This window comes from Streptomyces sp. SID3212 (assembly GCF_009865405.1).
GTDB lineage: Bacteria > Actinomycetota > Actinomycetes > Streptomycetales > Streptomycetaceae > Streptomyces.
The window spans coordinates 1-21,449 of record NZ_WWJY01000941.1; the positions used below are offsets into that span (position 1 = coordinate 1).

Consider the following 21,449-nt stretch of genomic DNA (forward strand, 5'->3'; position numbering starts at 1 on the left):
CGAAGGCGGCGGAGAACGGCCGGCCGGCGCCCGGCACCCCCGCGCCCGTGGAGCCGCGGGCCGCGAAGCCCGCGCCCGAGCTGCCCTCGACCCCGGTCACCGCGCCCAAGCCGGCGCCCGCGACCCCGCCCCGTACCGGCGGGTCCTCCAACCGGGTACGGGCCAGGCTCGCCCGGCTCGGCGTGCAGCGCTCGTCCACGTACAACCCGGTCCTGGAGCCGCTGCTGCGGACCGTGCGCGGCAACGACCCGAAGATCGAGACCGCCACGCTCCGCCAGATCGAGAACGCGTACCAGGTCGCCGAGCGCTGGCACCGCGGCCAGAAGCGCAAGAGCGGCGACCCGTACATCACGCACCCCCTCGCCGTGACGACGATCCTCGCCGAGCTGGGCATGGACCCCGCCACCCTGATGGCGGGCCTGCTGCACGACACGGTCGAGGACACCGAGTACGGCCTGGACACCCTGCGCCGTGACTTCGGCGACCAGGTCGCGCTGCTGGTCGACGGCGTGACCAAGCTGGACCGCGTCAAGTTCGGCGAGGCCGCGCAGGCCGAGACCGTACGCAAGATGGTCGTGGCCATGGCCAAGGACCCGCGTGTCCTGGTCATCAAGCTCGCCGACCGGCTGCACAACATGCGCACGATGCGCTACCTCAAGCGGGAGAAGCAGGAGAAGAAGGCCCGCGAGACGCTGGAGATCTACGCGCCGCTGGCCCACCGCCTGGGCATGAACACCATCAAGTGGGAGCTGGAGGACCTCGCCTTCGCGATCCTCTACCCCAAGATGTACGACGAGATCGTGCGGCTCGTCGCCGAGCGCGCCCCCAAGCGGGACGAATACCTCGCCATAGTGACCGACGAGGTGCAGTCCGACCTGCGCGCGGCCCGGATCAAGGCCACCGTCACCGGCCGGCCGAAGCACTACTACAGCGTCTACCAGAAGATGATCGTCCGCGGCCGTGACTTCGCGGAGATCTACGACCTGGTGGGCATCCGTGTCCTGGTCGACACCGTCCGTGACTGCTACGCGGCGCTCGGCACCGTCCACGCCCGGTGGAACCCGGTCCCGGGGCGGTTCAAGGACTACATCGCGATGCCCAAGTTCAACATGTACCAGTCGCTGCACACGACGGTCATCGGCCCCAACGGCAAGCCCGTCGAGCTCCAGATCCGTACGTTCGACATGCACCGCCGCGCGGAGTACGGCATCGCCGCGCACTGGAAGTACAAGCAGGAGGCCGTCGCCGGCACCTCCAAGGTCCGCACCGACGTGCCCCGGTCCACCAGCAGGGTCGGCGGCCAGGACACCGTCAACGACATGGCGTGGCTGCGCCAGCTGCTCGACTGGCAGAAGGAGACGGAGGACCCCAGTGAGTTCCTGGAGTCCCTGCGCTTCGACCTGTCGCGCAACGAGGTCTTCGTCTTCACGCCGAAGGGCGACGTCATAGCGCTGCCGGCCGGGGCCACCCCCGTCGACTTCGCCTACGCCGTCCACACGGAGGTCGGCCACCGGACCATAGGGGCACGGGTCAACGGGCGGCTCGTCCCGCTCGAATCGACGCTCGACAACGGTGACCTGGTGGAGGTCTTCACCTCCAAGGCGTCCGGGGCGGGCCCGTCCCGCGACTGGCTGGGCTTCGTCAAGTCGCCGCGCGCCAGGAACAAGATCCGTGGCTGGTTCTCCAAGGAGCGCCGCGACGAGGCCATCGAGCAGGGCAAGGACGCCATCGCCAAGGCGATGCGCAAGCAGAACCTGCCGATCCAGCGGATCCTCACCGGCGACTCCCTGGTCACCCTCGCGCACGAGATGCGCTACCCCGACATCTCGTCCTTGTACGCGGCGATCGGCGAAGGCCATGTGACGGCGCAGAGCGTCGTCCAGAAGCTGGTGCAGGCGCTCGGCGGCGAGGAGGCGGCCAACGAAGACATCGCCGAGACGGCCCCGCCGTCGCACGGCCGCAGCAAGCGCCGCTCCAGCGCGGACCCCGGCGTGGTCGTCAAGGGCGTGGACGACGTCTGGGTGAAGCTCGCCCGCTGCTGTACGCCGGTACCGGGCGACCCGATCATCGGGTTCGTCACCCGGGGCGCGGGCGTCTCCGTGCACCGCGCGGACTGCGTCAACGTGGACTCGCTCTCGCAACAGCCCGAACGGATGCTCGAAGTCGAGTGGGCGCCGACCCAGTCCTCGGTGTTCCTGGTCGCCATCCAGGTCGAGGCGCTGGACCGGTCGCGGCTCCTGTCGGACGTCACGCGCGTCCTGTCCGACCAGCACGTCAACATCCTGTCGGCGGCGGTCCAGACGTCCCGCGACCGGGTGGCCACCTCGCGCTTCACCTTCGAGATGGGCGACCCCAAGCACCTCGGGCACGTCCTGAAGGCGGTACGGGGCGTGGAGGGCGTCTACGACGTCTACCGCGTGACGTCGGCGCGCCGGCCGTAGTCCGCCCAGTCCGCCCAGTCCGCCCAGGACCCGCCCGTACGAAGAGGCTCCCCGCACACGAGGTGCGGGGAGCCTCTTCGTACGCCGATGTCATCCGGCGCGGCGTGTCAGCCGCCGAACTCCTGGAGACCCTTGAGCGCCTGGTCCAGCAGCGCCTGCCGGCCCTCCAGCTCCTTGGCGAGCTTGTCCGCCCGGGCGTTGTTGCCCGCCGCGCGCGCCGTGTCGATCTGCCCGCGCAGCTTGTCGACGGCGGCCTGGAGCTGACCCGTCAGACCCGCGGCACGCGCGCGTGCCTCCGGGTTCGTACGGCGCCACTCGTTCTCCTCGGACTCCTGGAGAGCCCGCTCCACCGCCTGCATCCGGCCCTCGACCCGCGGCCGGGCGTCGCGCGGCACGTGCCCCACGGCCTCCCAGCGCTCGTTGAGAGCGCGGAAGGCGGCCCTGGCGGCCTTGAGGTCCTTCACCGGGACCAGCCGTTCGGCCTCGGTGGCGAGATCCTCCTTGACCTTCAGGTTCTCGGTCTGCTCCGCGTCCCGCTCGGCGAAGACCTCACCGCGCGCCGCGAAGAAGACGTCCTGCGCACCGCGGAAACGGTTCCACAGATCGTCCTCGGCCTCGCGCTGGGCGCGGCCCGCCGCCTTCCAGTCCGTCATCAGCTCGCGGTAACGCGCGGCCGTGTCGCCCCAGTCGGTGGACTTGGAGAGCGTCTCCGCCTCGGCGACCAGCTTCTCCTTCGCCTTACGGGCGTCCTCGCGCTGCGCGTCGAGGGCGGCGAAGTGCGCCTTGCGGCGCTTGGAGAACGCCGAGCGCGCGTGCGAGAAGCGGTGCCACAGCTCGTCGTCCGACTTCCGGTCGAGCCTGGGCAGGCCCTTCCAGATGTCCACGAGCGCCCGCAGCCGCTCGCCGGCCGACCGCCACTGGTCGCTCTGCGCCAGCTCCTCGGCCTCGGTGACGAGCGCCTCCTTGGCCACCTTGGCCTCGTCGGTCTGCTTCGCCCGCTGCACCTTGCGCTCCTCGCGGCGCGCGTCGACCGTCGCGACCAGGGCGTCGAGCCGCTTGCGCAGCGCGTCCAGGTCGCCCACGGAGTGGTGCTCGTCCACCTGGCCGCGCAGATGGTCGATGGCCGCCGTCGCGTCCTTCGCGGACAGGTCGGTGGTCTTCACCCGCCGTTCGAGGAGGCCGATCTCGACAACCAGGCCCTCGTACTTGCGCTCGAAATAGGCCAGAGCCTCATCCGGAGAGCCTGCCTGCCAGGATCCGACGACCTGTTCGCCGTCGGCCGTACGCACGTACACGGTGCCCGTCTCGTCGACACGGCCCCACGGGTCGCTGCTCACAGCGCCTCCTCCACCTGATGCCTGCGGGGGAGTTCGCCCCCGGGCATCGTCCACAGTTTCCTGGGACGGGCTCGCGCCCGTCCTCCACCCCGCCAATCTAGGCGACCGGCGGGCCGGCTGTCCGCACTCCGCACGGCCGAATTCAGAGGGTCACGTCTTGTCGACCGTGCCCTTCTCGATGGTGACGGCCTTCTTGGGGGCGCCGTCGCCCGTGGCACCGTCCACACCGGCCTTGGCCACGGCATCCACGACCTTCAGGCTGTCCGCGTCCATCGTGCCGAACGGGGTGTACGTGGGGGGCAGTTTGGTGTCCTTGTACACGAGGAAGAACTGGCTGCCACCGGTGTGCGGCTGGCCGGTATTGGCCATCGCGACCGTCCCGGCCTTGTACGTCACCGCGCCGTCGGCGGCCGGCTTGCCCAGGGACTTGAGGTTCTCGTCCGGGATCGTATAGCCGGGGCCGCCCGTGCCGTCGCCCTTGGGGTCGCCGCACTGGAGCACGAAAATACCCTGGGTGGTCAGACGGTGGCACTTCGTGTTGTCGAAGTACTTCTTGTCCGCGAGGGACTTGAACGAGTTCACGGTGCTCGGCGTCTTCGCGGCGTCCATCGCGATGGCGATGTCCCCCACGTTCGTCTTGAGCGACATCGTGTACTCGGCCGTCTTGTCGATCGTGATCTTCGGCTCGGGGGAGGCGGCCTCGGTCGGCTCGGGCGACGCGGGAGGAGAGGTCGCCGGGGCTGCGGCGTCGCTCTTGCCGTCCTTGTCGCCGTCGCTCAGACCTGCCACGGCGTACGCGGCACCGCCGGCGGCCACCACGACGGCCAGCACGGACGCGATGATGACATTGCGCCGCTTGGCCTTCTGACGGGCCTCCACCCTGCGCTGCTGCTGCCGCTCGAACTTCTCCCGGGCGAGCTGCCGCCGCCGCTGATCGGTCCCTGCCACCGGGTCTTCTCCTCGTTCGTCGTGATGCTGGGTCGTGGTGCTGAGGGCCCCTGGCCCTGGCCCCGTACGGTATATGGGTTAGCTGTGGAATGAGCAGCGCCGGTAGGCTCTGATGCACCGCATCGCCGCACCTGAAGCGCCGCGGCGCCGTTTCCCGGGGTCCACATCGGGGATTCGGGGACATCGGTGACATCTCGCCCCCTCGACATCTAAGGACGATCGTGCTCATTGCCGGGTTCCCCGCCGGGGCCTGGGGGACCAACTGCTACCTGGTCGCCCCCGCCGCGGGCGAGGAGTGCGTGATCATCGACCCCGGCCACCAGGCCACCGAGGGCGTCGCGGACACCGTACGCAAGCACGGGCTCAAGCCCGTCGCCGTCCTCCTCAGCCACGGCCACCTCGACCACGTCGCCTCCGTCGTCCCCGTCTGCGGCGCGCACGACGTGCCCGCGTGGATCCACCCCGCCGACCGGTACATGATGAGCGACCCGGCGAAGGGCCTCGGCCGCTCGATCGGGACGCCGCTGATGGACGGGATCACGATCGGCGAGCCGTCCGACGTGCGGGTGCTCACCGACGGCGCCGTGCTGCGCCTGGCGGGTCTCGACCTCACCGTCGCGCACGCGCCCGGCCATACGAAGGGGTCGGTGACCTTCGGACTGCCCGAGGCCGCCGGTGGGGACGACATCCCGCCGGTGCTGTTCTCGGGTGATCTGCTGTTCGCCGGCTCCGTCGGACGCACCGACCTGCCCGGCGGCGACCACGCCGAGATGCTCGAATCGCTGGCCCGCGTGTGCCTGCCGCTCGACGACTCGACCGTGGTGCTCTCGGGCCACGGCCCCCAGACGACCATCGGCCGGGAGCGCGCCACCAACCCGTATCTGCGGGAGGTGGCCGCCGGCCTCGGAGGCGGCCAGGAAGCCGCTCCGCGACGAGGAATGTGAAACAGCGAACCCCATGAGCACCTTCCAGGCCCCCAAGGGGACCTACGACCTTCTCCCCCCGGTCTCCGCGGTCTACCTCGCCGTCCGGGACGCGATCTCCGCCCCGCTGCGCACCTCGGGCTACGGCTATGCCGAGACCCCGGGCTTCGAGGACGTCGAGCTCTTCGCGCGCGGTGTCGGTGAGTCCACCGACATCGTCACGAAGGAGATGTACACCCTCACCACCAAGGGCGGTTCCGAGCTGGCGCTGCGCCCCGAGGGCACCTCCTCGGTGCTGCGCGCCGCGCTGGAGGCCAACCTCCACAAGGCCGGGAACCTGCCCGTCAAGCTCTGGTACTCCGGCTCGTACTACCGCTACGAGCGCCCACAGAAGGGCCGTTACCGCCACTTCTCCCAGGTCGGGGCCGAGGCGATCGGCACCGAGGACCCCGCGCTGGACGCGGAGTTGATCATCCTGGCCGATCAGGCGTACCGCTCGCTGGGCCTGCGGGACTTCCGGATCCTCCTCAACTCCCTGGGCGACAAGGAGTGCAGGCCGGTCTACCGCGAAGCCCTCCAGGGCTTCCTGCGCGGGCTCGACCTGGACGAGGAGACGCGCCGCCGCATCGACATCAACCCGCTGCGCGTGCTGGACGACAAGCGCGCCGAGGTACGGAAGCAGCTCGTCGGCGCGCCGCTGCTGCGGGACTACCTGTGCGACGCCTGCCGGGCGTACCACGACGAGGTCCGTGCGCTGCTGGCCTCGGCGGGTGTCGGGTACGAGGACGACGACCGGCTCGTCCGGGGGCTCGACTACTACACCCGTACGACCTTCGAGTTCGTCCACGACGGGCTCGGCGCGCAGTCCGCCGTGGGCGGCGGCGGCCGGTACGACGGGCTGTCCGAGATGATCGGCGGGCCCGCGCTGCCCTCCGTGGGCTGGGCGCTCGGCGTGGACCGTACGGTGCTGGCGCTGGAGGCCGAGGGCATCACGCTCGCGCTGCCCGCCCCGGTCACCGTGTACGCGGTCGCCCTGGGCGACGAGGCGCGGCGCCTGCTCTTCGCCGTGGTCACGGACCTGCGCAAGGCCGGGATCGCCGCGGACTTCTCGTACGGCGAGCGAGGTCTCAAGGGCCACATGAAGAACGCCAACCGGTCGGGCGCGCGGTTCACGATCGTCGCCGGGGAACGTGATCTCGCCGAGGGGGTCGCCCAGCTCAAGGACATGGAGTCCGGCGAGCAGGTTCCGGTCGCCGTCGACGCCCTGGTGGCGGAGATCGGGAGCCGGCTCGGCTGAGCCCCCGTACCCGGGTCCTTATCTCCACCGAACGGTGGAGATGAGGGCACGTACGGCACAATGGGCCTGCCCACCCCACAGGCCCAGGCCACACAGCGACGGATCACAGACATGACCAGTGCAACGCTCGACGACGTCTCCTCGGACCGCGAGGAAGGCGGCGGCGCCCCCGGCGCGGTCGGTGCCGGCCGGGCGTTCGCGGTGATGCTCGTGATCACCGGTGCGATGGGGCTGCTGGCGGCGTGGGTGATCACGCTGGACAAGTTCAAGCTGCTGGAGGACCCGAACTTCACCCCGGGATGCAGTCTGAATCCCGTGGTGTCGTGCGGGAACATCATGAAGAGCGCGCAGGCCTCGGCGTTCGGGTTCCCGAATCCGATGCTGGGGCTGGCGACCTATCCCGTGGTGATGGGGATCGGTCTGGCGCTGCTCGCCGGGGCGCGCTACCGCCGGTGGTTCTGGCTGGGGCTGAACGCGGGCACGCTCTTCGGGGTCGGATTCTGCACCTGGCTCCAGTACCAGTCCCTCTACAACATCAACTCCCTGTGCCTGTGGTGCTGCCTGGCCTGGGTCGGCACGATCGTCATGTTCTGGTACGTGACCTCCCACAACCTCCGCCACGGGATCATCCACGCGCCCGCCGGGCTGCGGAGCCTGCTGAGCGAGTTCACCTGGGTCCTGCCCGCCCTGCACATCGGACTCATCGGGGTGCTGATCCTGATCCGCTGGTGGGACTTCTGGACCGGCTGACCGCCGGCCGGCCCGGCCGGCTGTCCCGTCCCGGCAGGGGGGGCGGCGCCTTCGCACCGGCCGGACTGTCAGTGGGCTGGCATAGGCTTCACACGTGGAGCCAGACCTCTTTACCGCAGCCGCCGAAGAGCGCCAGGAGAAGGACCCGTCCAGCAGCCCCCTGGCCGTCCGGATGCGCCCGCGCGTCGTGGACGAAGTGGTGGGCCAGCGGCATCTGCTCAAGCCCGGGTCCCCGCTGCGCCGGCTGGTCGGTGAGGGCAGCGGCGGCCCCGCGGGCCCCTCGTCCGTGATCCTCTGGGGACCGCCGGGCACCGGCAAGACGACCCTGGCGTACGTGGTCTCCAAGGCGACGAACAAACGCTTCGTGGAGCTCTCCGCGATCACCGCGGGCGTGAAAGAGGTACGGGCCGTCATCGACGGCGCCCGCCGGGCCTCCGGCGGCTTCGGCAAGGACACCGTCCTCTTCCTCGACGAGATCCACCGGTTCAGCAAGGCCCAGCAGGACTCCCTGCTGCCCGCGGTGGAGAACCGCTGGGTGACGCTCATCGCCGCGACCACCGAGAATCCGTACTTCTCGATCATCTCTCCCCTGCTCTCCCGCTCCCTCCTGCTGACGCTGGAGCCGCTCACCGACGAGGATCTGACCAGCCTGCTGCGCCGGGCCCTGACGGAGGAGCGGGGCCTGGGAGGCGCGGTCACCCTCCCCGGTGACTCCGAGGCGCACCTGCTGCGGATCGCGGGCGGGGACGCGCGGCGCGCGCTGACCGCGCTGGAGGCGGCGGCCGGAGCCGCGCTCGCCAAGGGCGAGGAGGAGATCTCGCTCGGGACGGTCGAGGAGACGGTCGACCGGGCGGCGGTGATGTACGACCGGGACGGCGACCAGCACTACGACGTGGCGAGCGCGCTGATCAAGTCCATCCGGGGCTCGGACGTGGACGCGGCGCTGCACTACCTGGCGCGGATGATCGACGCGGGGGAGGATCCCCGGTTCATCGCCCGCCGCCTCATGATCTCGGCGAGCGAGGACATCGGCCTGGCGGATCCGGCGGCCCTGCCGCTGGCGGTCGCCGCCGCCCAGGCCGTCGCCATGATCGGTTTCCCGGAGGCCGCGCTCACCCTCAGCCACGCCACGATCGCCCTCGCCCTGGCCCCGAAGTCGAACGCGGCGACGCTGGCGATCGGGGGCGCTCTGGAAGACGTACGGAAGGGACTGACCGGCCAGATCCCGCCCCACCTGCGCGACGGCCACTACAAGGGCGCGGCCAAGCTCGGCCACGCTCAGGGGTACGTCTATCCGCACGACGTACCGGGCGGGATCGCCGCCCAGCAGTACGCGCCGGAGTCGGTCGCGGGCCGGCAGTACTACGAACCGACGCGGTACGGCGCGGAGGCGCGCTACGCGGACGTGGTCGACAAGGTCCGCGAGCGGCTGCGGGGGGACGGCTCCTGAGCCGCCCCGGCCTCCTTCTCAGTCGCCCTCAGTCGCCGGACGGCGCCGAGGACACCGCGTCGAACAGCGTGTGCATGGCCCGCCGCAGCCCGCCGACGTCCTTGACCGGCTCGGGGAAGTCGAAGCGGGCGTCGAAGCACCGGACCCCGGTGAAGCGCACCCGCAGCCCGAAGCGGTCGAGCGCGACCGGTACGGCGGCCGTGCCCGCGCCCGAAGGACCCTCGGCCCGCACGCCGAGCAGCCCGCGCAGCCCCTGGACCTCCGCGCCGTGCGCCGCGTGCAGGTGCTGGAGCAGCTCCGCCTCGTGCTCCACCAGCGGATCGGCGACCGCCGCCACGAAGTCCTCGGCCTCGACGCTCTCCGCGCCCCACAGGTCGTCCACGCACGCCTCCCCGACCTCCAGCCGCAGGATCACCCGCCCCGGCTCCGCCTCCCGGTCCGGTACGCGCGTCAGCCGGCCGGAGAGCCAGGCCCGCCCCCGGATCCGGTGGGGCACAGACACCGGCGCCACGTCCGTGATCTCCAGCACCGCGGTCAGCTCGTCGTCCTGCGCGTGGGTGGCCGCCCGCGCCGCCGGGGACTCCGCGGAGAACACCATGAGCACCTCGCCGTCGCTCCCGACGGTCCGCGCGTCGGGCATCAGCTGGTACGGCACGGCCCCGTCCAGACCGGGAATGACCAGTACCGCCGAGCATGTACTCTGTACGAGAGTTCGTGTGCGTTCGGCTGCTGACGGCATCCGATCGGTTTCAAGCCCGCTGGGACGCGGCTGACCATGAGCTGATCGGACCTCCGTCGAATCGACCCCCTTCTGCGGGCTGTCGAGGCTGTCTGTGATGCGCGTGGTGTTCCCAGGGCGAGACATGCGATCTCCTTTGAGTAAGGTGAGCCTAACCTAACCTACATGGAGGTCTGGAGAACGTGCCTAACCAGTCGCGTCCCAAGGTCAAGAAGTCACGCGCGCTCGGTATCGCGCTGACGCCGAAGGCAGTCAAGTACTTCGAGGCCCGCCCCTACCCGCCGGGCGAGCACGGCCGCGGACGCAAGCAGAACTCGGACTACAAGGTTCGTCTGCTGGAGAAGCAGCGCCTGCGCGCCCAGTACGACATCAGCGAGCGCCAGATGGCCCGCGCCTACGACCGCGCCAAGAAGGCCGAAGGCAAGACGGGCGAAGCGCTCGTCGTCGAGCTGGAGCGCCGCCTCGACGCCCTGGTCCTGCGTTCGGGCATCGCCCGCACCATCTACCAGGCCCGTCAGATGGTCGTCCACGGCCACATCGAGGTCAACGGCGGCAAGGTCGACAAGCCGTCCTTCCGTGTCCGTCCCGACGACGTCGTGATGGTCCGCGAGCGCAGCCGCGAGAAGGTCCCCTTCCAGGTCGCGCGCGAAGGTGGCTACGACACCGACGGCGAGACCCCGCGCTACCTCCAGGTCAACCTGAAGGCCCTGGCGTTCCGCCTGGACCGTGACCCGCAGCGCAAGGAGATCCCGGTCATCTGCGACGAGCAGCTGGTCGTCGAGTACTACGCCCGCTGATCAGGCGTACCTCCACAGCGTTCCGGCCCGCCTCTTCCCCGCCGTCACCGGTGCGGAAGAGGCGGGTTTCCGCGTTTGCGCCGGGCCGTAATGCGGTACGGGCCCCGACCCTCGGCGCGATAGGGTCGTACCTCGTCGGCGGAGCGGGAAACGACGCTCCGACGGACCGATCCGACCAAGCGATTCACCAAGCGATTCGACCGAGCAAGCAGGGGAGCGGTGCAGCGTGACCGGTGGAGAAGTTGCCGGGATCCTCGTGGCCGTGTTCTGGGCGATTCTGGTCTCCTTCCTCGCCGTGGTGCTGGTGAGGCTGGCCCAGACACTCAAGGCGGCCACCAGACTCGTCGCGGACGTGACCGAGCAGGCCGTACCGCTGCTCGCCGAGGCGTCGGCGACCGTACGCTCCGCGCAGACCCAGCTCGACCGCGTCGACGCCATCGCGACCGACGTCCAGGAAGTCACCTCCAACGCCTCCGCGCTGTCCTCGACGGTCGCCTCGACCTTCGGCGGCCCGCTCGTCAAGGTCGCGGCCTTCGGCTACGGCGTACGGCAGGCGTTGAGCCGCAAGGGCGCCCCGGCCGCCGGGAGCGCCGGCCCCGAGCGCGGAGCGCGCCGCACGGTCGTGGGCCGTACGGTGCCTGCCGCCAGGCGCAGGAACAAGAAGGGCTGAGGCAGCGATGTTCCGCCGTACGTTCTGGTTCACCGCGGGCGCGGCGGCCGGCGTGTGGGCGACCACCAAGGTCAACCGCAAGCTCCGGCAGCTGACCCCCGAGTCCCTCGCCGCGCAGGCCGCGAACAAGGCGATCGACGCCGGTCACAAACTCAAGGACTTCGCCCTCGACGTGCGGACCGGAATGGTCCGCCGCGAGGCCGAGCTGGGCGAGGCACTGGGCCTGGAGGCACCGGCGGACCCGGCGCTCCCCGCGCCCCGGCGCGTCACGGCGATCGAGTACACCGAGAAGCCCCGAGCCCCGCGCTCCGGCACGAACCCCTACAACCCGCACAACCGGAATGAGGACCACTGATGGAGTCGGCCGAAATCCGCCGTCGCTGGCTGAGCTTCTTCGAGGAGCGCGGTCACACCGTTGTCCCTTCGGCGTCGCTCATCGCGGACGACCCGACTCTCCTCCTGGTTCCGGCGGGCATGGTGCCCTTCAAGCCGTACTTCCTGGGCGAGGTCAAGCCGCCGTTCCCGCGCGCCACCAGCGTGCAGAAGTGCGTCCGTACCCCGGACATCGAAGAGGTCGGCAAGACCACCCGCCACGGCACCTTCTTCCAGATGTGCGGCAACTTCTCCTTCGGCGACTACTTCAAGGAAGGCGCCGTCAAGCTCGCCTGGGAGCTGCTCACCAGCTCGCTGGCCGACGGTGGCTACGGCCTGGACCCGGACAGGCTCTGGGTCACGGTGTACGAGGACGACGACGAGGCCGAGCGCATCTGGCGTGACGTCGTCGGGTTCCCCGCCGAGCGCATCCAGCGCCTCGGCAAGAAGGAGAACTACTGGTCGATGGGCGTGCCGGGCCCCTGCGGTCCCTGCTCGGAGATCATGTACGACCGGGGCCCCGACTTCGGCGTCGAGGGCGGCCCCGCCGTCAACGACGAGCGCTACGTGGAGATCTGGAACCTGGTCTTCATGCAGTACGAGCGCGGCGAGGGCACCGGCAAGGAGGACTTCGAGATCCTCGGCGACCTACCGTCGCAGAACATCGACACCGGTCTCGGCCTCGAACGCCTCGCCATGATTCTCCAGGGCGTACAGAACATGTACGAGACCGACACCCTGCGCGTCGTCATGGACAAGGCCACCGAGCTGACCGGCGTGCGTTACGGCGCCGAGCACGGCTCGGACGTCTCGCTGCGCGTGGTCGCCGACCACATGCGCACCTCCGCCATGCTCATCGGAGACGGCGTCACCCCCGGCAACGAGGGCCGCGGTTACGTGCTGCGCCGCATCATGCGCCGCGCCATCCGCAACATGCGTCTCCTCGGCGCCACCCAGCCGGTCGTCGCCGAGCTGATCGACGTGGTCATCAGGACCATGGGCGAGCAGTACCCGGAGCTGGAGACCGACCGCAAGCGCATCGAGACCGTCGCCCTCGCCGAGGAGGCCGCCTTCCTCAAGGCCCTCAAGGGCGGGACGAACATCCTCGACACCGCCGTCACGGAGACCAAGGCCGCCGGCGGCCAGGTGCTCTCCGGCGACCGGGCCTTCCTGCTCCACGACACCTGGGGCTTCCCCATCGACCTCACCCTGGAGATGGCCGCCGAACAGGGCCTCTCCGTGGACGAGGACGGCTTCCGCCGGCTCATGAAGGAGCAGCGCGAGCGCGCCAAGGCCGACGCCAAGGCCAAGAAGTCCGGCCACGCCGACCTCTCCGCCTACCGCGCCGTGGCCGACAACAGCGGTTCCACCGAGTTCACCGGCTACACCTCCACCGAGAACGAGTCGACCATCGTCGGCCTGCTCGTGGACGGGGTGTCGTCACCGGCCGCCACGGAGGGTGACGAGGTCGAGGTCGTCCTCGACCGCACGCCGTTCTACGCCGAGGGCGGCGGCCAGCTCGCCGACCAGGGGCGGATCCGGCTCGACACCGGTGCCGTCATCCAGGTCCGCGACGTCCAGCAGCCCGTGCCCGGGGTCTCCGTGCACAAGGGCGTCGTCCAGGTCGGCGAGGTGACGGTCGGCGCCCCCGTGCAGGCCGCCATCGACCTCAACCGCCGCCGGGCCATCGCCCGTGCCCACAGCGCCACCCACCTGACGCACCAGGCGCTGCGCGACGCCCTCGGCCCCACGGCCGCCCAGGCCGGCTCCGAGAACTCCCCGGGCCGCTTCCGCTTCGACTTCGGCTCGCCCGCCGCCGTACCCGGCACGGTCCTCACCGACGTCGAGCAGAAGATCAACGAAGTGCTCGCCCGTGAACTGGACGTCCAGGCCGAGGTCATGTCCATCGACGAGGCCAAGAAGCAGGGCGCCATCGCCGAGTTCGGCGAGAAGTACGGCGAGCGCGTCCGCGTGGTGACGATCGGCGACTTCTCCAAGGAGCTGTGCGGCGGTACGCACGTCAGGAACACGGCCCAGCTCGGGCTGGTGAAGCTGCTCGGCGAGTCGTCCATCGGCTCCGGCGTACGGCGGATCGAGGCCCTGGTCGGCGTCGACGCGTACAACTTCCTCGCCAAGGAACACACCGTCGTCGCCCAGCTCCAGGAGCTGGTCAAGGGCCGCTCCGACGAGCTGCCCGAGAAGATCTCCGGGATGCTCTCCAAGCTGCGGGACGCCGAGAAGGAGATCGAGAAGTTCCGCGCCGAGAAGGTGCTGGCCGCCGCCGGCGGCCTCGCCGACAGCGCCAAGGACGTGCGCGGTACGGCCCTGGTGACCGGCCAGGTCCCCGACGGCACGTCGGCCGACGACCTGCGCAAGCTGGTGCTCGACGTGCGCGGCCGGATGCCCGGTGACCGGCCGGTGGTCGTCGCCCTGTTCACCACGTCGGGCGGCCGTCCCGTGACGGTCATCGCCACCAACGAGGCGGCCCGGGAGCGCGGCCTCAAGGCCGGTGAGCTGGTGCGTGCCGCCGCCAGGACCCTCGGTGGCGGAGGCGGCGGCAAGCCGGACGTCGCCCAGGGCGGCGGGCAGAACCCGGAGGCCATCGGGGACGCCGTGGCCGCGGTCGAGCGCCTTGTCGCCGAGACGGCCTGACGCCCCGTGGAAACCCCCGTACCGGCGGCCGTGGAACGGCTCACATGAGACGCGGACGCAGGCTTGCGATCGACGTTGGGGACGCCCGGATCGGGGTCGCCTCGTGCGACCCCGACGGGATCATCGCCACGCCGGTGGAGACCGTGCCGGGACGTGACGTCCCGGCCGCCCACCGGCGGTTGCGGCAACTCGTCGAGGAGTACGAGCCGATCGAGGTCGTGATCGGCCTGCCCCGGTCCCTCAACGGCGGTGAGGGACCCGCCGCGGCGAAGGTACGTACGTTCGCACAGGAGGTCGCGCGGGGCGTCGCACCCGTGCCGGTACGACTGGTGGACGAGCGGATGAGTACGGTGACCGCCGGCCAGGGGTTGCGTGCTTCCGGCGTGAAGTCAAAGAAGGGCCGCTCCGTCATCGACCAGGTGGCGGCGGTTGTCATCCTTCAGAGTGCCCTGGAAGCCGAACGAGGCTCCGGCAAAGCCCCGGGCGAGGGCGTCGAAGTGGTCATCTGATCGCGGTACGGTAACGTTCCGCGCGATGCGGCGGTGTTCGAACAGCTGCCGCACAGCAAGAGGCGAAACGGACGCCGTACCGCTGGTGCCACGGCCGCCGCCTCGCGGCTCTAGGGGATCGATGACTGACTATGGCCGGGGCCCCGGCTCCGAACCGTGGCACCCCGAAGATCCCTTGTACGGGGATCAGGGGTGGGGAGCGCCGCAGGCGGCGGACGGCCAGGGCGTTCCCTACGGCGAGCAGCCGCAGCACCCTCAGCAGCAGTATCCGCAGCAGGGGTACGACGCCGGTCAGGCCGGTCAGGATCCGTACCAGCAACAGCAGCAGTACCAGCAGCAGCCGTACAACGGCGGGCAGCAGTACGACGCGCAGCAGCAGTACGTGGATCCCCAGCAGTACCAGCAGAATCCGCAGCAGTACCAGGACCCTCAGCAGTACCAGGGGCAGCAGCAGTACCAGCAGCAGCCGCAGGGGTACGGCGAGCAGCACGTGCCGCACCAGCAGCAGTACCACCCCGGTACGGGAGCCTGGGACCCCCAGCAGCAGGCCGCGATGGTGTACGACGGGAATCCGTCCGACCCCTACGCGGCCCAGCAGCAGGGCGGGTACCCGGAGGGCCAGGACTACTACGGCGCCCAGGGCGCGTACCCCCCGCCCGGGCCGCAGCAGCGCCAGCAGCCGCAGGCACCGGCCCCCGCCGCTGCGGCGGCTCCGGCCGCTCCGGCGGTTCCGGAGAACGAGTGGGACGCCCAGCAGCCCCCGGAGACCCACCCTTTCTTCACGGGCGACGACGACGCGTCCGGCACCCGGGACCCCCGGAACGACGACGAGGACGACGACGGACACGACGACGAGGACGACGGCCGGGACGGCCGGGACAGCCATGACCGTCGTGGCAAGTCGGCGAAAAAGAAGAAGGGCGGCAACGGCCGCGCCTGCCTCGTCCTCGCCGTGGTGCTCGTGGGCGGCGTCGGCGGGATCGGCTACGTCGGCTACACCTTCTACCAGGACCGCTTCGGCCCCCCGCCGGACTTCACGGGCGCCGGCACCACCGAGGTACAGGTGGAGATCCCGCCGGACTCCGGGGGATACGCGATCGCGGCGATCCTGGTGAAGAACGGCGTGATCAAGAGCGAGGGCGCCTTTGTCGAGGCGCAGAAGAACAACCCGAAGGGCAATCTCGTCCAGGCGGGGGTCTTCACGCTGCGCAAGGGAATGTCGGGCGAGAACGCCGTCAAGGCGATGCTCGACCCGGCCAGTCACAACGCGCTGGTCATTCCCGAGGGCAAGCGCAATGCCGAGATCTACAAGATGATCGACGACAGGCTCAAGCTCGACAAGGGAACCACCGCCGCCGTCGCGAAGAAGCAGATCAACAGCCTCGGCCTGCCGGACTGGGCACAGGGCCACAAGAACCTCAAGGACCCGCTGGAAGGTTTCCTCTATCCGGCGAGCTATCCGGTCGCCAAGGGCATGAAACCGGAATCCGTCCTCAAGAAGATGGTGTCCCGGGCGAACGCCGAATACGGGAAACTCGACCTGGAGGCCAACGCCAAGAAGTTCAAGGTCGACGGCCCGTGGGAGATGATCACCATCGCCAGCCTCGTCCAGGTCGAGGGCAAGACGCACGACGACTTCCGGAAGATGGCAGAGGTGGTCTACAACCGCCTCAAGCCCACCAACACGGAGACCAACCAGAAACTCCAGTTCGACTCGTCCTTCAATTACCTCCAGGGCGAGAGCAACATCAATATCAGCGAGTCCGAGATCAACAGCAATCAGGACCCGTACAACACCTACACGCAGCGGGGTCTCCCGCCGGGACCCATCAGCAACCCGGGCGGCGAGGCGCTGGCAGCGGCGCTCGATCCGACCTCGGACGGCTGGCTGTACTTCGTGGCGACCGACGGTGTGCACAAGACCGAATTCGCCAAGACGTACGAGGAGTTCCAGAAACTCAAGGACAAATTCAATGCCAAGCAGGGCAACTAGTCCGGGGATCCGCCGGGCGGCCGTCCTGGGGTCGCCCATCGCGCACTCCCTGTCGCCCGTACTGCACCGCGCGGCCTACGGCGAACTCGGCCTGACCACGTGGTCGTACGACCGTTTCGAGGTCACCGAGACGGGGCTCGCCGATTTCCTCGGCGGGCTCGACCCGTCCTGGGCCGGGCTGTCGCTGACCATGCCGCTCAAGCGCGCGGTCATCCCGCTCCTGGACGACATCACCGGCACCGCGGCCTCCGTGGAGGCGGTCAACACCGTGATCCTCGGCGCCGACGGCCGGCGTACCGGCGACAACACCGACATCCCCGGGATGATCGCCGCCCTGCGCGAGCGGGGCGTCACCACGGTGGAGTCGGCCGCGATCCTCGGCGCGGGCGCCACCGCGTCGTCCGCGCTCGCCGCGCTCGCCCGCGTCTGTACGGGCCCAGTCACCGCCTACGTACGGGGAGAGACCCGCGCCGCCGAGATGCGCGGCTGGGGAGCCCGCCTCGGCGTCGAGGTCCGTACGGCGGACTGGGCGGACGCGGCCGGGGCGCTCGACGCCCCGCTGGTCGTCGCCACCACCCCGGCCGGCGCCTCGGACGTGCTCGCCGGGCAGGTCCCCGACCACCCCGGCACGCTCTTCGACGTCCTGTACGACCCCTGGCCCACCGCCCTCGCCGCCGCGTGGTCCGCGCGGGGCGGCCAGGTGGTCGGCGGCCTCGATCTCCTCGTCCACCAGGCCGTCCTCCAGGTCGAGATGATGACGGGCCGCGTCCCCGCGCCCCTGCCGGTGATGCGCAAGGCGGGCGAACAGGCGCTCGCCTCCCGCTGACGCCTGTCCGGCCGGCCCCCTGGCCACGGATCCGGCCGGATCAAGCCGCCTCTGTCCGTTTTCTGGACCGGCGGGCGGTCCGCGCCCGCGATCGTGGGAGGATCGGAGACGGCGGGCCAGGGCCGCGCACCCGGTGGCGCCGATGCAGTTCCGGGCGCGAGTAGAGGAGCACCGTTGAGCAGGTTGCGCTGGCTGACCGCGGGGGAGTCGCACGGCCCCGCCCTGGTGGCGACGCTGGAGGGTCTTCCCGCCGGTGTGCCCATCACCACGGAGATGGTGGCGGACCACCTCGCCCGGCGGCGCCTCGGCTACGGTCGCGGCGCGCGGATGAAGTTCGAGCGTGACGAGATCACCTTCCTCGGCGGCGTACGGCACGGCCTGACCATGGGGTCGCCCGTCGCGATCATGGTCGGGAACACCGAGTGGCCCAAGTGGGAGCAGGTCATGTCGGCCGATCCGGTCGACCCCGAGGTGCTGGCGGGACTGGCCCGCAACGAACCCCTCACCCGGCCCCGCCCCGGCCACGCCGACCTCGCGGGCATGCAGAAGTACGGAGTCGCGGACGCCCGGCCCATCCTGGAGCGCGCCAGCGCGCGGGAGACCGCCGCCAGGGTCGCGCTCGGCGCCGTCGCCCGCTCGTACCTCAAGGAGACGGCCGGCATCGAGATCGTCTCGCACGTCGTGGAGCTGGCCGCGGCCAAGGCACCGTACGGCGTCTACCCGAAGCCCTCCGACGTCGAGCGGCTCGACGCCGACCCCGTGCGCTGCCTCGACGCGGACGCGAGCAAGGCGATGGTCGCCGAGATCGACCAGGCCCACAAGGACGGCGACACCCTCGGCGGTGTGGTCGAGGTACTGGCGTACGGCGTGCCCGTCGGGCTCGGCTCGCACGTCCACTGGGACCGCAGGCTGGACGCCCGGCTGGCCGCCGCGCTGATGGGCATCCAGGCGATCAAGGGTGTCGAGGTCGGCGACGGCTTCGGGCTGGCCCGGGTCCCCGGCTCGCAGGCGCACGACGAGATCGTGGCCACCGAGGACGGCGTCCGGCGCACCTCGGGCCGGTCCGGCGGTACGGAAGGCGGCCTGACGACCGGCGAACTGCTGCGCGTACGGGCCGCGATGAAGCCCATCGCGACCGTGCCCCGCGCGCTGGCCACCGTCGACGTCGTGACGGGGGAGACGGCCAAGGCCCACCACCAGCGCTCCGACGTGTGCGCCGTGCCGGCCGCCGGGATCGTCGCGGAGGCCATGGTCGCGCTCACCCTCGCGGACGCCGTCGCGGAGAAGTTCGGCGGCGACAGCGTGCCGGAGACCCGCCGCAACGTGGAGTCGTACCTGAAGAACCTGGTGATCCGATGACCGGCCCCGTTGTTGTGCTGGTCGGGCCCATGGGGGTCGGCAAGTCGACCGTCGGCGAGCTGCTCGCCGAACGCCTGGGCACCCACTACCGCGACACGGACGCCGACATCGTCGCCGGCGAGGGCAGGACGGTCGCCGACATCTTCGTGGACGACGGCGAGCCGCGCTTCCGTGAGCTGGAGCGCGAGGCGGTACGGCTCGCGGTCGCCGAGCACGACGGCGTCCTGGCACTCGGCGGCGGAGCGGTCCTCGACGCGGCCACCCGCGACCTGCTCGCCGGACTGCCCGTCGTCTACCTGACGATGGAGGTCGGCGAGGCCGTCAAGCGCGTCGGGCTCAACACCGCCCGCCCCCTGCTCGCCATCAACCCGCGCCAGCAGTGGAAGCAGCTGATGGAGGCCCGCAGGCACCACTACACGGACGTCGCGCGGGTGGTGGTCGCGACCGACGACCGCACCCCGGACGAGGTCGCGGAAGCCGTCCTCGACGCGCTGGAGCTCAAGCATTCCCCCGGGACGGCCCCCCGGACCCCCGGCAAGGAGAAGCTCGTATGACAGACCAGGAGTCCACCCGCATCCAGGTCGGCGGCAGCGCGGGCCACGCGCCGTACGAGGTACTGGTCGGCCGGCGGCTGCTCGGTGAACTGCCCGCGCTCATCGGCCCCCAGGCCCGGCGCGTCGCCGTCATCCACCCCGAGGCGCTGGCCGAGACCGGCGAGACACTGCGCCAGGACCTCACGGACCAGGGGTACGACGTCGTCGCCGTGCAGGTGCCGAACGCCGAGGAGGCCAAGACCGTCGAGGTCGCCGCGTACTGCTGGAAGGCACTAGGGCAGACCGGCTTCACCCGTACCGACGTGATCATCGGCGTCGGCGGCGGCGCCACGACCGACCTGGCGGGCTTCGTCGCCGCCACCTGGCTGCGCGGCGTGCGCTGGATCGCCCTCCCGACGACCGTGCTGGCCATGGTCGACGCGGCCGTCGGCGGCAAGACCGGCATCAACACCGCCGAGGGCAAGAACCTGGTCGGGGCCTTCCACCCGCCCGCCGGGGTGCTCTGCGACCTCGCCGCCCTGGACTCGCTGGGTGTGCACGACTACGTCAGCGGCATGGCCGAGATCATCAAGGCCGGCTTCATCGCCGACCCCGCGATCCTCGACCTGGTCGAGGCCGACCCGCAGGGTGCCCGTACACCCGCAGGACCGCACACCGCCGAGCTGATCGAGCGCTCGATCCGCGTCAAGGCCGAGGTCGTCTCCAACGACCTCAAGGAGTCCGGGCTGCGGGAGATCCTCAACTACGGCCACACGCTGGCGCACGCCATCGAGAAGAACGAGCGGTACAAGTGGCGGCACGGCGCCGCCGTCTCCGTCGGCATGGTCTTCGCCGCCGAACTGGGCCGCCTGGCCGGGCGGTTGGACGACGCGACGGCCGACCGGCACCGCGCCGTCCTGGAGTCCGTCGGCCTGCCGCTCACGTACCGCGCCGACCAGTGGCCCAAGCTGCTGGAGAACATGAAGATCGACAAGAAGTCGCGGGGGAACCTGCTGCGGTTCATCGTGCTCGACGGGCTCGCCAAGCCGACCGTCCTGGAGGGTCCCGACCCGGCCGTCCTGCTCGCCGCGTACGGCGAGGTGTCGGCGTGAGCAGGCCGGTGCTGGTCCTCAACGGACCGAACCTCGGACGGCTGGGCTCACGGGAGCCCGACGTGTACGGGTCGACGTCCTACGCCGGTCTGGTGGAGGTCTGCCAGGCGCTCGGCAAGGAGCTGGGCTTCGAGGTGGACGTCCGGGAGACGAACGACGAGGGGGAGCTGATCCGCTGGCTCCACGAGGCCGCCGACGGCTCGATCCCGGTCGTGCTCAACCCCGGGGCGTTCACGCACTATTCGTACGCGATGCGGGACGCGGCGGCCCAGCGAACCGCACCGCTCATCGAGGTGCACCTCTCGAATCCGTACGCACGCGAGGAGTTCCGCCACACCTCGGTGGTCGCGGCCGTCGCCAGCGGTACGGTCGCGGGCTTCGGGATCGGCTCGTACCGGCTGGCGCTGCGGGCGCTCGCGGACGAACTGACCGGCTGACGGACCGGGCACTCACGTGCGCCCCCGGCCGTTCCCAGAGGGACGGCGGGGGGCGGTACCGTGTCGCAGCGCGGGAACCATGCGACCGGGGCCCGGCGTCAGACGCACCAGCCAGGCGTACGAACCGGCCGGTCGAACGAGTCGGCCGGACGAGTTGAGTCAGTCGCACGAGACGGAGTGGCACCGGATGCAGCACGCAGTGGGGGCTCCGCTGCCGCCTCACCAGGGGTCGGCGCACGGACCCGGCGGTTGGGCGCACCAGGCACCTCCCCCCGGCGCGCAGGGGCAGCCGCCCGCGCCGGGC

Annotated in this window: 19 protein-coding genes; 16 read left to right on the forward strand and 3 right to left on the reverse strand. The window is 70.7% G+C overall.

Features of this window, described 5'->3' with window-relative positions; all coding sequences use genetic code 11:
* Nucleotides 1-47 precede the first annotated feature (47 nt).
* Entirely contained in the window at nt 48-2,441 is a 2,394-nt protein-coding gene (locus GT042_RS28040) for a bifunctional (p)ppGpp synthetase/guanosine-3',5'-bis(diphosphate) 3'-pyrophosphohydrolase (RefSeq protein WP_345943951.1), read from the forward strand.
* Between the two features lie 107 nt (nt 2,442-2,548).
* On the opposite strand, the gene GT042_RS28045 is transcribed toward GT042_RS28040, so the two are convergent.
* Entirely contained in the window at nt 2,549-3,778 is a 1,230-nt protein-coding gene (locus GT042_RS28045; RefSeq protein ID WP_161311505.1) for a DUF349 domain-containing protein, read from the reverse strand.
* A 150-nt stretch (nt 3,779-3,928) separates the two neighbouring features.
* A complete protein-coding gene (locus GT042_RS28050; RefSeq protein WP_161311506.1) occupies nt 3,929-4,726 on the reverse strand; it encodes a peptidylprolyl isomerase in 798 nt (265 codons plus the stop codon).
* 221 nt (nt 4,727-4,947) lie between these two features.
* Here GT042_RS28050 and GT042_RS28055 point away from each other — a divergent pair, with 221 nt between their 5' ends.
* The 4 genes from GT042_RS28055 (at nt 4,948) to GT042_RS28070 (ending at nt 9,146) form a co-directional block, all read left to right on the forward strand.
* Nucleotides 4,948-5,670 carry an MBL fold metallo-hydrolase gene (locus tag GT042_RS28055; protein ID WP_161311507.1) on the forward strand — a complete coding sequence of 241 codons (723 nt, stop codon included), beginning with the start codon at nt 4,948-4,950 and terminating at the stop codon, nt 5,668-5,670.
* A gap of 13 nt (nt 5,671-5,683) precedes the next feature.
* The gene (gene hisS, locus GT042_RS28060) at nt 5,684-6,946 is read left to right on the forward strand and encodes a histidine--tRNA ligase (protein ID WP_161311508.1); all 1,263 of its coding nucleotides are present in this window, start codon (nt 5,684-5,686) and stop codon (nt 6,944-6,946) included.
* A gap of 111 nt (nt 6,947-7,057) precedes the next feature.
* Complete coding sequence (locus GT042_RS28065) at nt 7,058-7,696, forward strand: vitamin K epoxide reductase family protein (protein ID WP_161311509.1); 639 nt, start codon at nt 7,058-7,060, stop codon at nt 7,694-7,696.
* Between the two features lie 94 nt (nt 7,697-7,790).
* A complete protein-coding gene (locus tag GT042_RS28070; RefSeq protein ID WP_161311510.1) occupies nt 7,791-9,146 on the forward strand; it encodes a replication-associated recombination protein A in 1,356 nt (451 codons plus the stop codon).
* A 28-nt stretch (nt 9,147-9,174) separates the two neighbouring features.
* On the opposite strand, the gene GT042_RS28075 is transcribed toward GT042_RS28070, so the two are convergent.
* Nucleotides 9,175-9,885 carry a DUF2470 domain-containing protein gene (locus GT042_RS28075; protein ID WP_161311522.1) on the reverse strand — a complete coding sequence of 237 codons (711 nt, stop codon included), beginning with the start codon at nt 9,883-9,885 and terminating at the stop codon, nt 9,175-9,177.
* Nucleotides 9,886-10,067: 182 nt separating this feature from the next.
* Between GT042_RS28075 and rpsD the strand changes: the two genes are divergently transcribed.
* From rpsD to aroQ, 11 genes are all read left to right on the forward strand, one after another.
* On the forward strand, nt 10,068-10,682 hold the full coding sequence (gene rpsD / locus GT042_RS28080; RefSeq protein ID WP_161311511.1) for a 30S ribosomal protein S4: 615 nt from the start codon (nt 10,068-10,070) through the stop codon (nt 10,680-10,682).
* 226 nt (nt 10,683-10,908) lie between these two features.
* Nucleotides 10,909-11,352, forward strand: a complete 444-nt coding sequence (locus tag GT042_RS28085) for a DUF948 domain-containing protein (RefSeq protein ID WP_161311512.1) — start codon at nt 10,909-10,911, stop codon at nt 11,350-11,352.
* 7 nt (nt 11,353-11,359) lie between these two features.
* Nucleotides 11,360-11,707 carry a hypothetical protein gene (locus GT042_RS28090; protein WP_161311513.1) on the forward strand — a complete coding sequence of 116 codons (348 nt, stop codon included), beginning with the start codon at nt 11,360-11,362 and terminating at the stop codon, nt 11,705-11,707.
* Nucleotides 11,707-14,376: an alanine--tRNA ligase gene (gene alaS / locus GT042_RS28095; RefSeq protein WP_161311514.1), complete on the forward strand. Its 2,670-nt coding sequence runs from the start codon at nt 11,707-11,709 to the stop codon at nt 14,374-14,376. The genes GT042_RS28090 and alaS overlap by 1 nt, the downstream gene beginning before the upstream one ends.
* Nucleotides 14,377-14,420: 44 nt before the next feature.
* Nucleotides 14,421-14,885: a Holliday junction resolvase RuvX gene (gene ruvX / locus GT042_RS28100; protein WP_161311515.1), complete on the forward strand. Its 465-nt coding sequence runs from the start codon at nt 14,421-14,423 to the stop codon at nt 14,883-14,885.
* A gap of 121 nt (nt 14,886-15,006) precedes the next feature.
* On the forward strand, nt 15,007-16,878 hold the full coding sequence (mltG, locus tag GT042_RS28105) for an endolytic transglycosylase MltG (RefSeq protein ID WP_161311516.1): 1,872 nt from the start codon (nt 15,007-15,009) through the stop codon (nt 16,876-16,878).
* A complete protein-coding gene (locus GT042_RS28110; RefSeq protein ID WP_161311517.1) occupies nt 16,859-17,704 on the forward strand; it encodes a shikimate dehydrogenase in 846 nt (281 codons plus the stop codon). Before mltG ends, GT042_RS28110 begins: the two co-directional genes overlap by 20 nt.
* 174 nt (nt 17,705-17,878) lie before the next feature.
* Nucleotides 17,879-19,063 (forward strand): chorismate synthase, encoded by a 1,185-nt coding sequence (gene aroC, locus GT042_RS28115; protein WP_161311518.1) that lies wholly within the window; start codon nt 17,879-17,881, stop codon nt 19,061-19,063.
* Complete coding sequence (locus GT042_RS28120; protein WP_161311519.1) at nt 19,060-19,617, forward strand: shikimate kinase; 558 nt, start codon at nt 19,060-19,062, stop codon at nt 19,615-19,617. Before aroC ends, GT042_RS28120 begins: the two co-directional genes overlap by 4 nt.
* Nucleotides 19,614-20,708 carry a 3-dehydroquinate synthase gene (aroB, locus tag GT042_RS28125; RefSeq protein ID WP_161311520.1) on the forward strand — a complete coding sequence of 365 codons (1,095 nt, stop codon included), beginning with the start codon at nt 19,614-19,616 and terminating at the stop codon, nt 20,706-20,708. Before GT042_RS28120 ends, aroB begins: the two co-directional genes overlap by 4 nt.
* Complete coding sequence (gene aroQ / locus GT042_RS28130; RefSeq protein WP_161311521.1) at nt 20,705-21,145, forward strand: type II 3-dehydroquinate dehydratase; 441 nt, start codon at nt 20,705-20,707, stop codon at nt 21,143-21,145. The genes aroB and aroQ overlap by 4 nt, the downstream gene beginning before the upstream one ends.
* The last annotated feature ends 304 nt before the right edge of the window (nt 21,146-21,449 follow it).

Excerpts from the sequence above, each read along its gene's own strand:
- hisS (WP_161311508.1), top strand. The coding sequence starts at position 5,684 with ATGAGCACCTTCCAGGCCCCCAAGGGGACCTACGACCTTCTCCCCCCG.
- GT042_RS28065 (WP_161311509.1), top strand. The coding sequence starts at position 7,058 with ATGACCAGTGCAACGCTCGACGACGTCTCCTCGGACCGCGAGGAAGGC.
- GT042_RS28075 (WP_161311522.1), bottom strand. The coding sequence starts at position 9,885 with ATGCCGTCAGCAGCCGAACGCACACGAACTCTCGTACAGAGTACATGC.
- GT042_RS28090 (WP_161311513.1), top strand. The coding sequence starts at position 11,360 with ATGTTCCGCCGTACGTTCTGGTTCACCGCGGGCGCGGCGGCCGGCGTG.
- alaS (WP_161311514.1), top strand. The coding sequence starts at position 11,707 with ATGGAGTCGGCCGAAATCCGCCGTCGCTGGCTGAGCTTCTTCGAGGAG.
- ruvX (WP_161311515.1), top strand. The coding sequence starts at position 14,421 with ATGAGACGCGGACGCAGGCTTGCGATCGACGTTGGGGACGCCCGGATC.
- mltG (WP_161311516.1), top strand. The coding sequence starts at position 15,007 with ATGACTGACTATGGCCGGGGCCCCGGCTCCGAACCGTGGCACCCCGAA.
- GT042_RS28110 (WP_161311517.1), top strand. The coding sequence starts at position 16,859 with ATGCCAAGCAGGGCAACTAGTCCGGGGATCCGCCGGGCGGCCGTCCTG.
- GT042_RS28120 (WP_161311519.1), top strand. The coding sequence starts at position 19,060 with ATGACCGGCCCCGTTGTTGTGCTGGTCGGGCCCATGGGGGTCGGCAAG.
- aroB (WP_161311520.1), top strand. The coding sequence starts at position 19,614 with ATGACAGACCAGGAGTCCACCCGCATCCAGGTCGGCGGCAGCGCGGGC.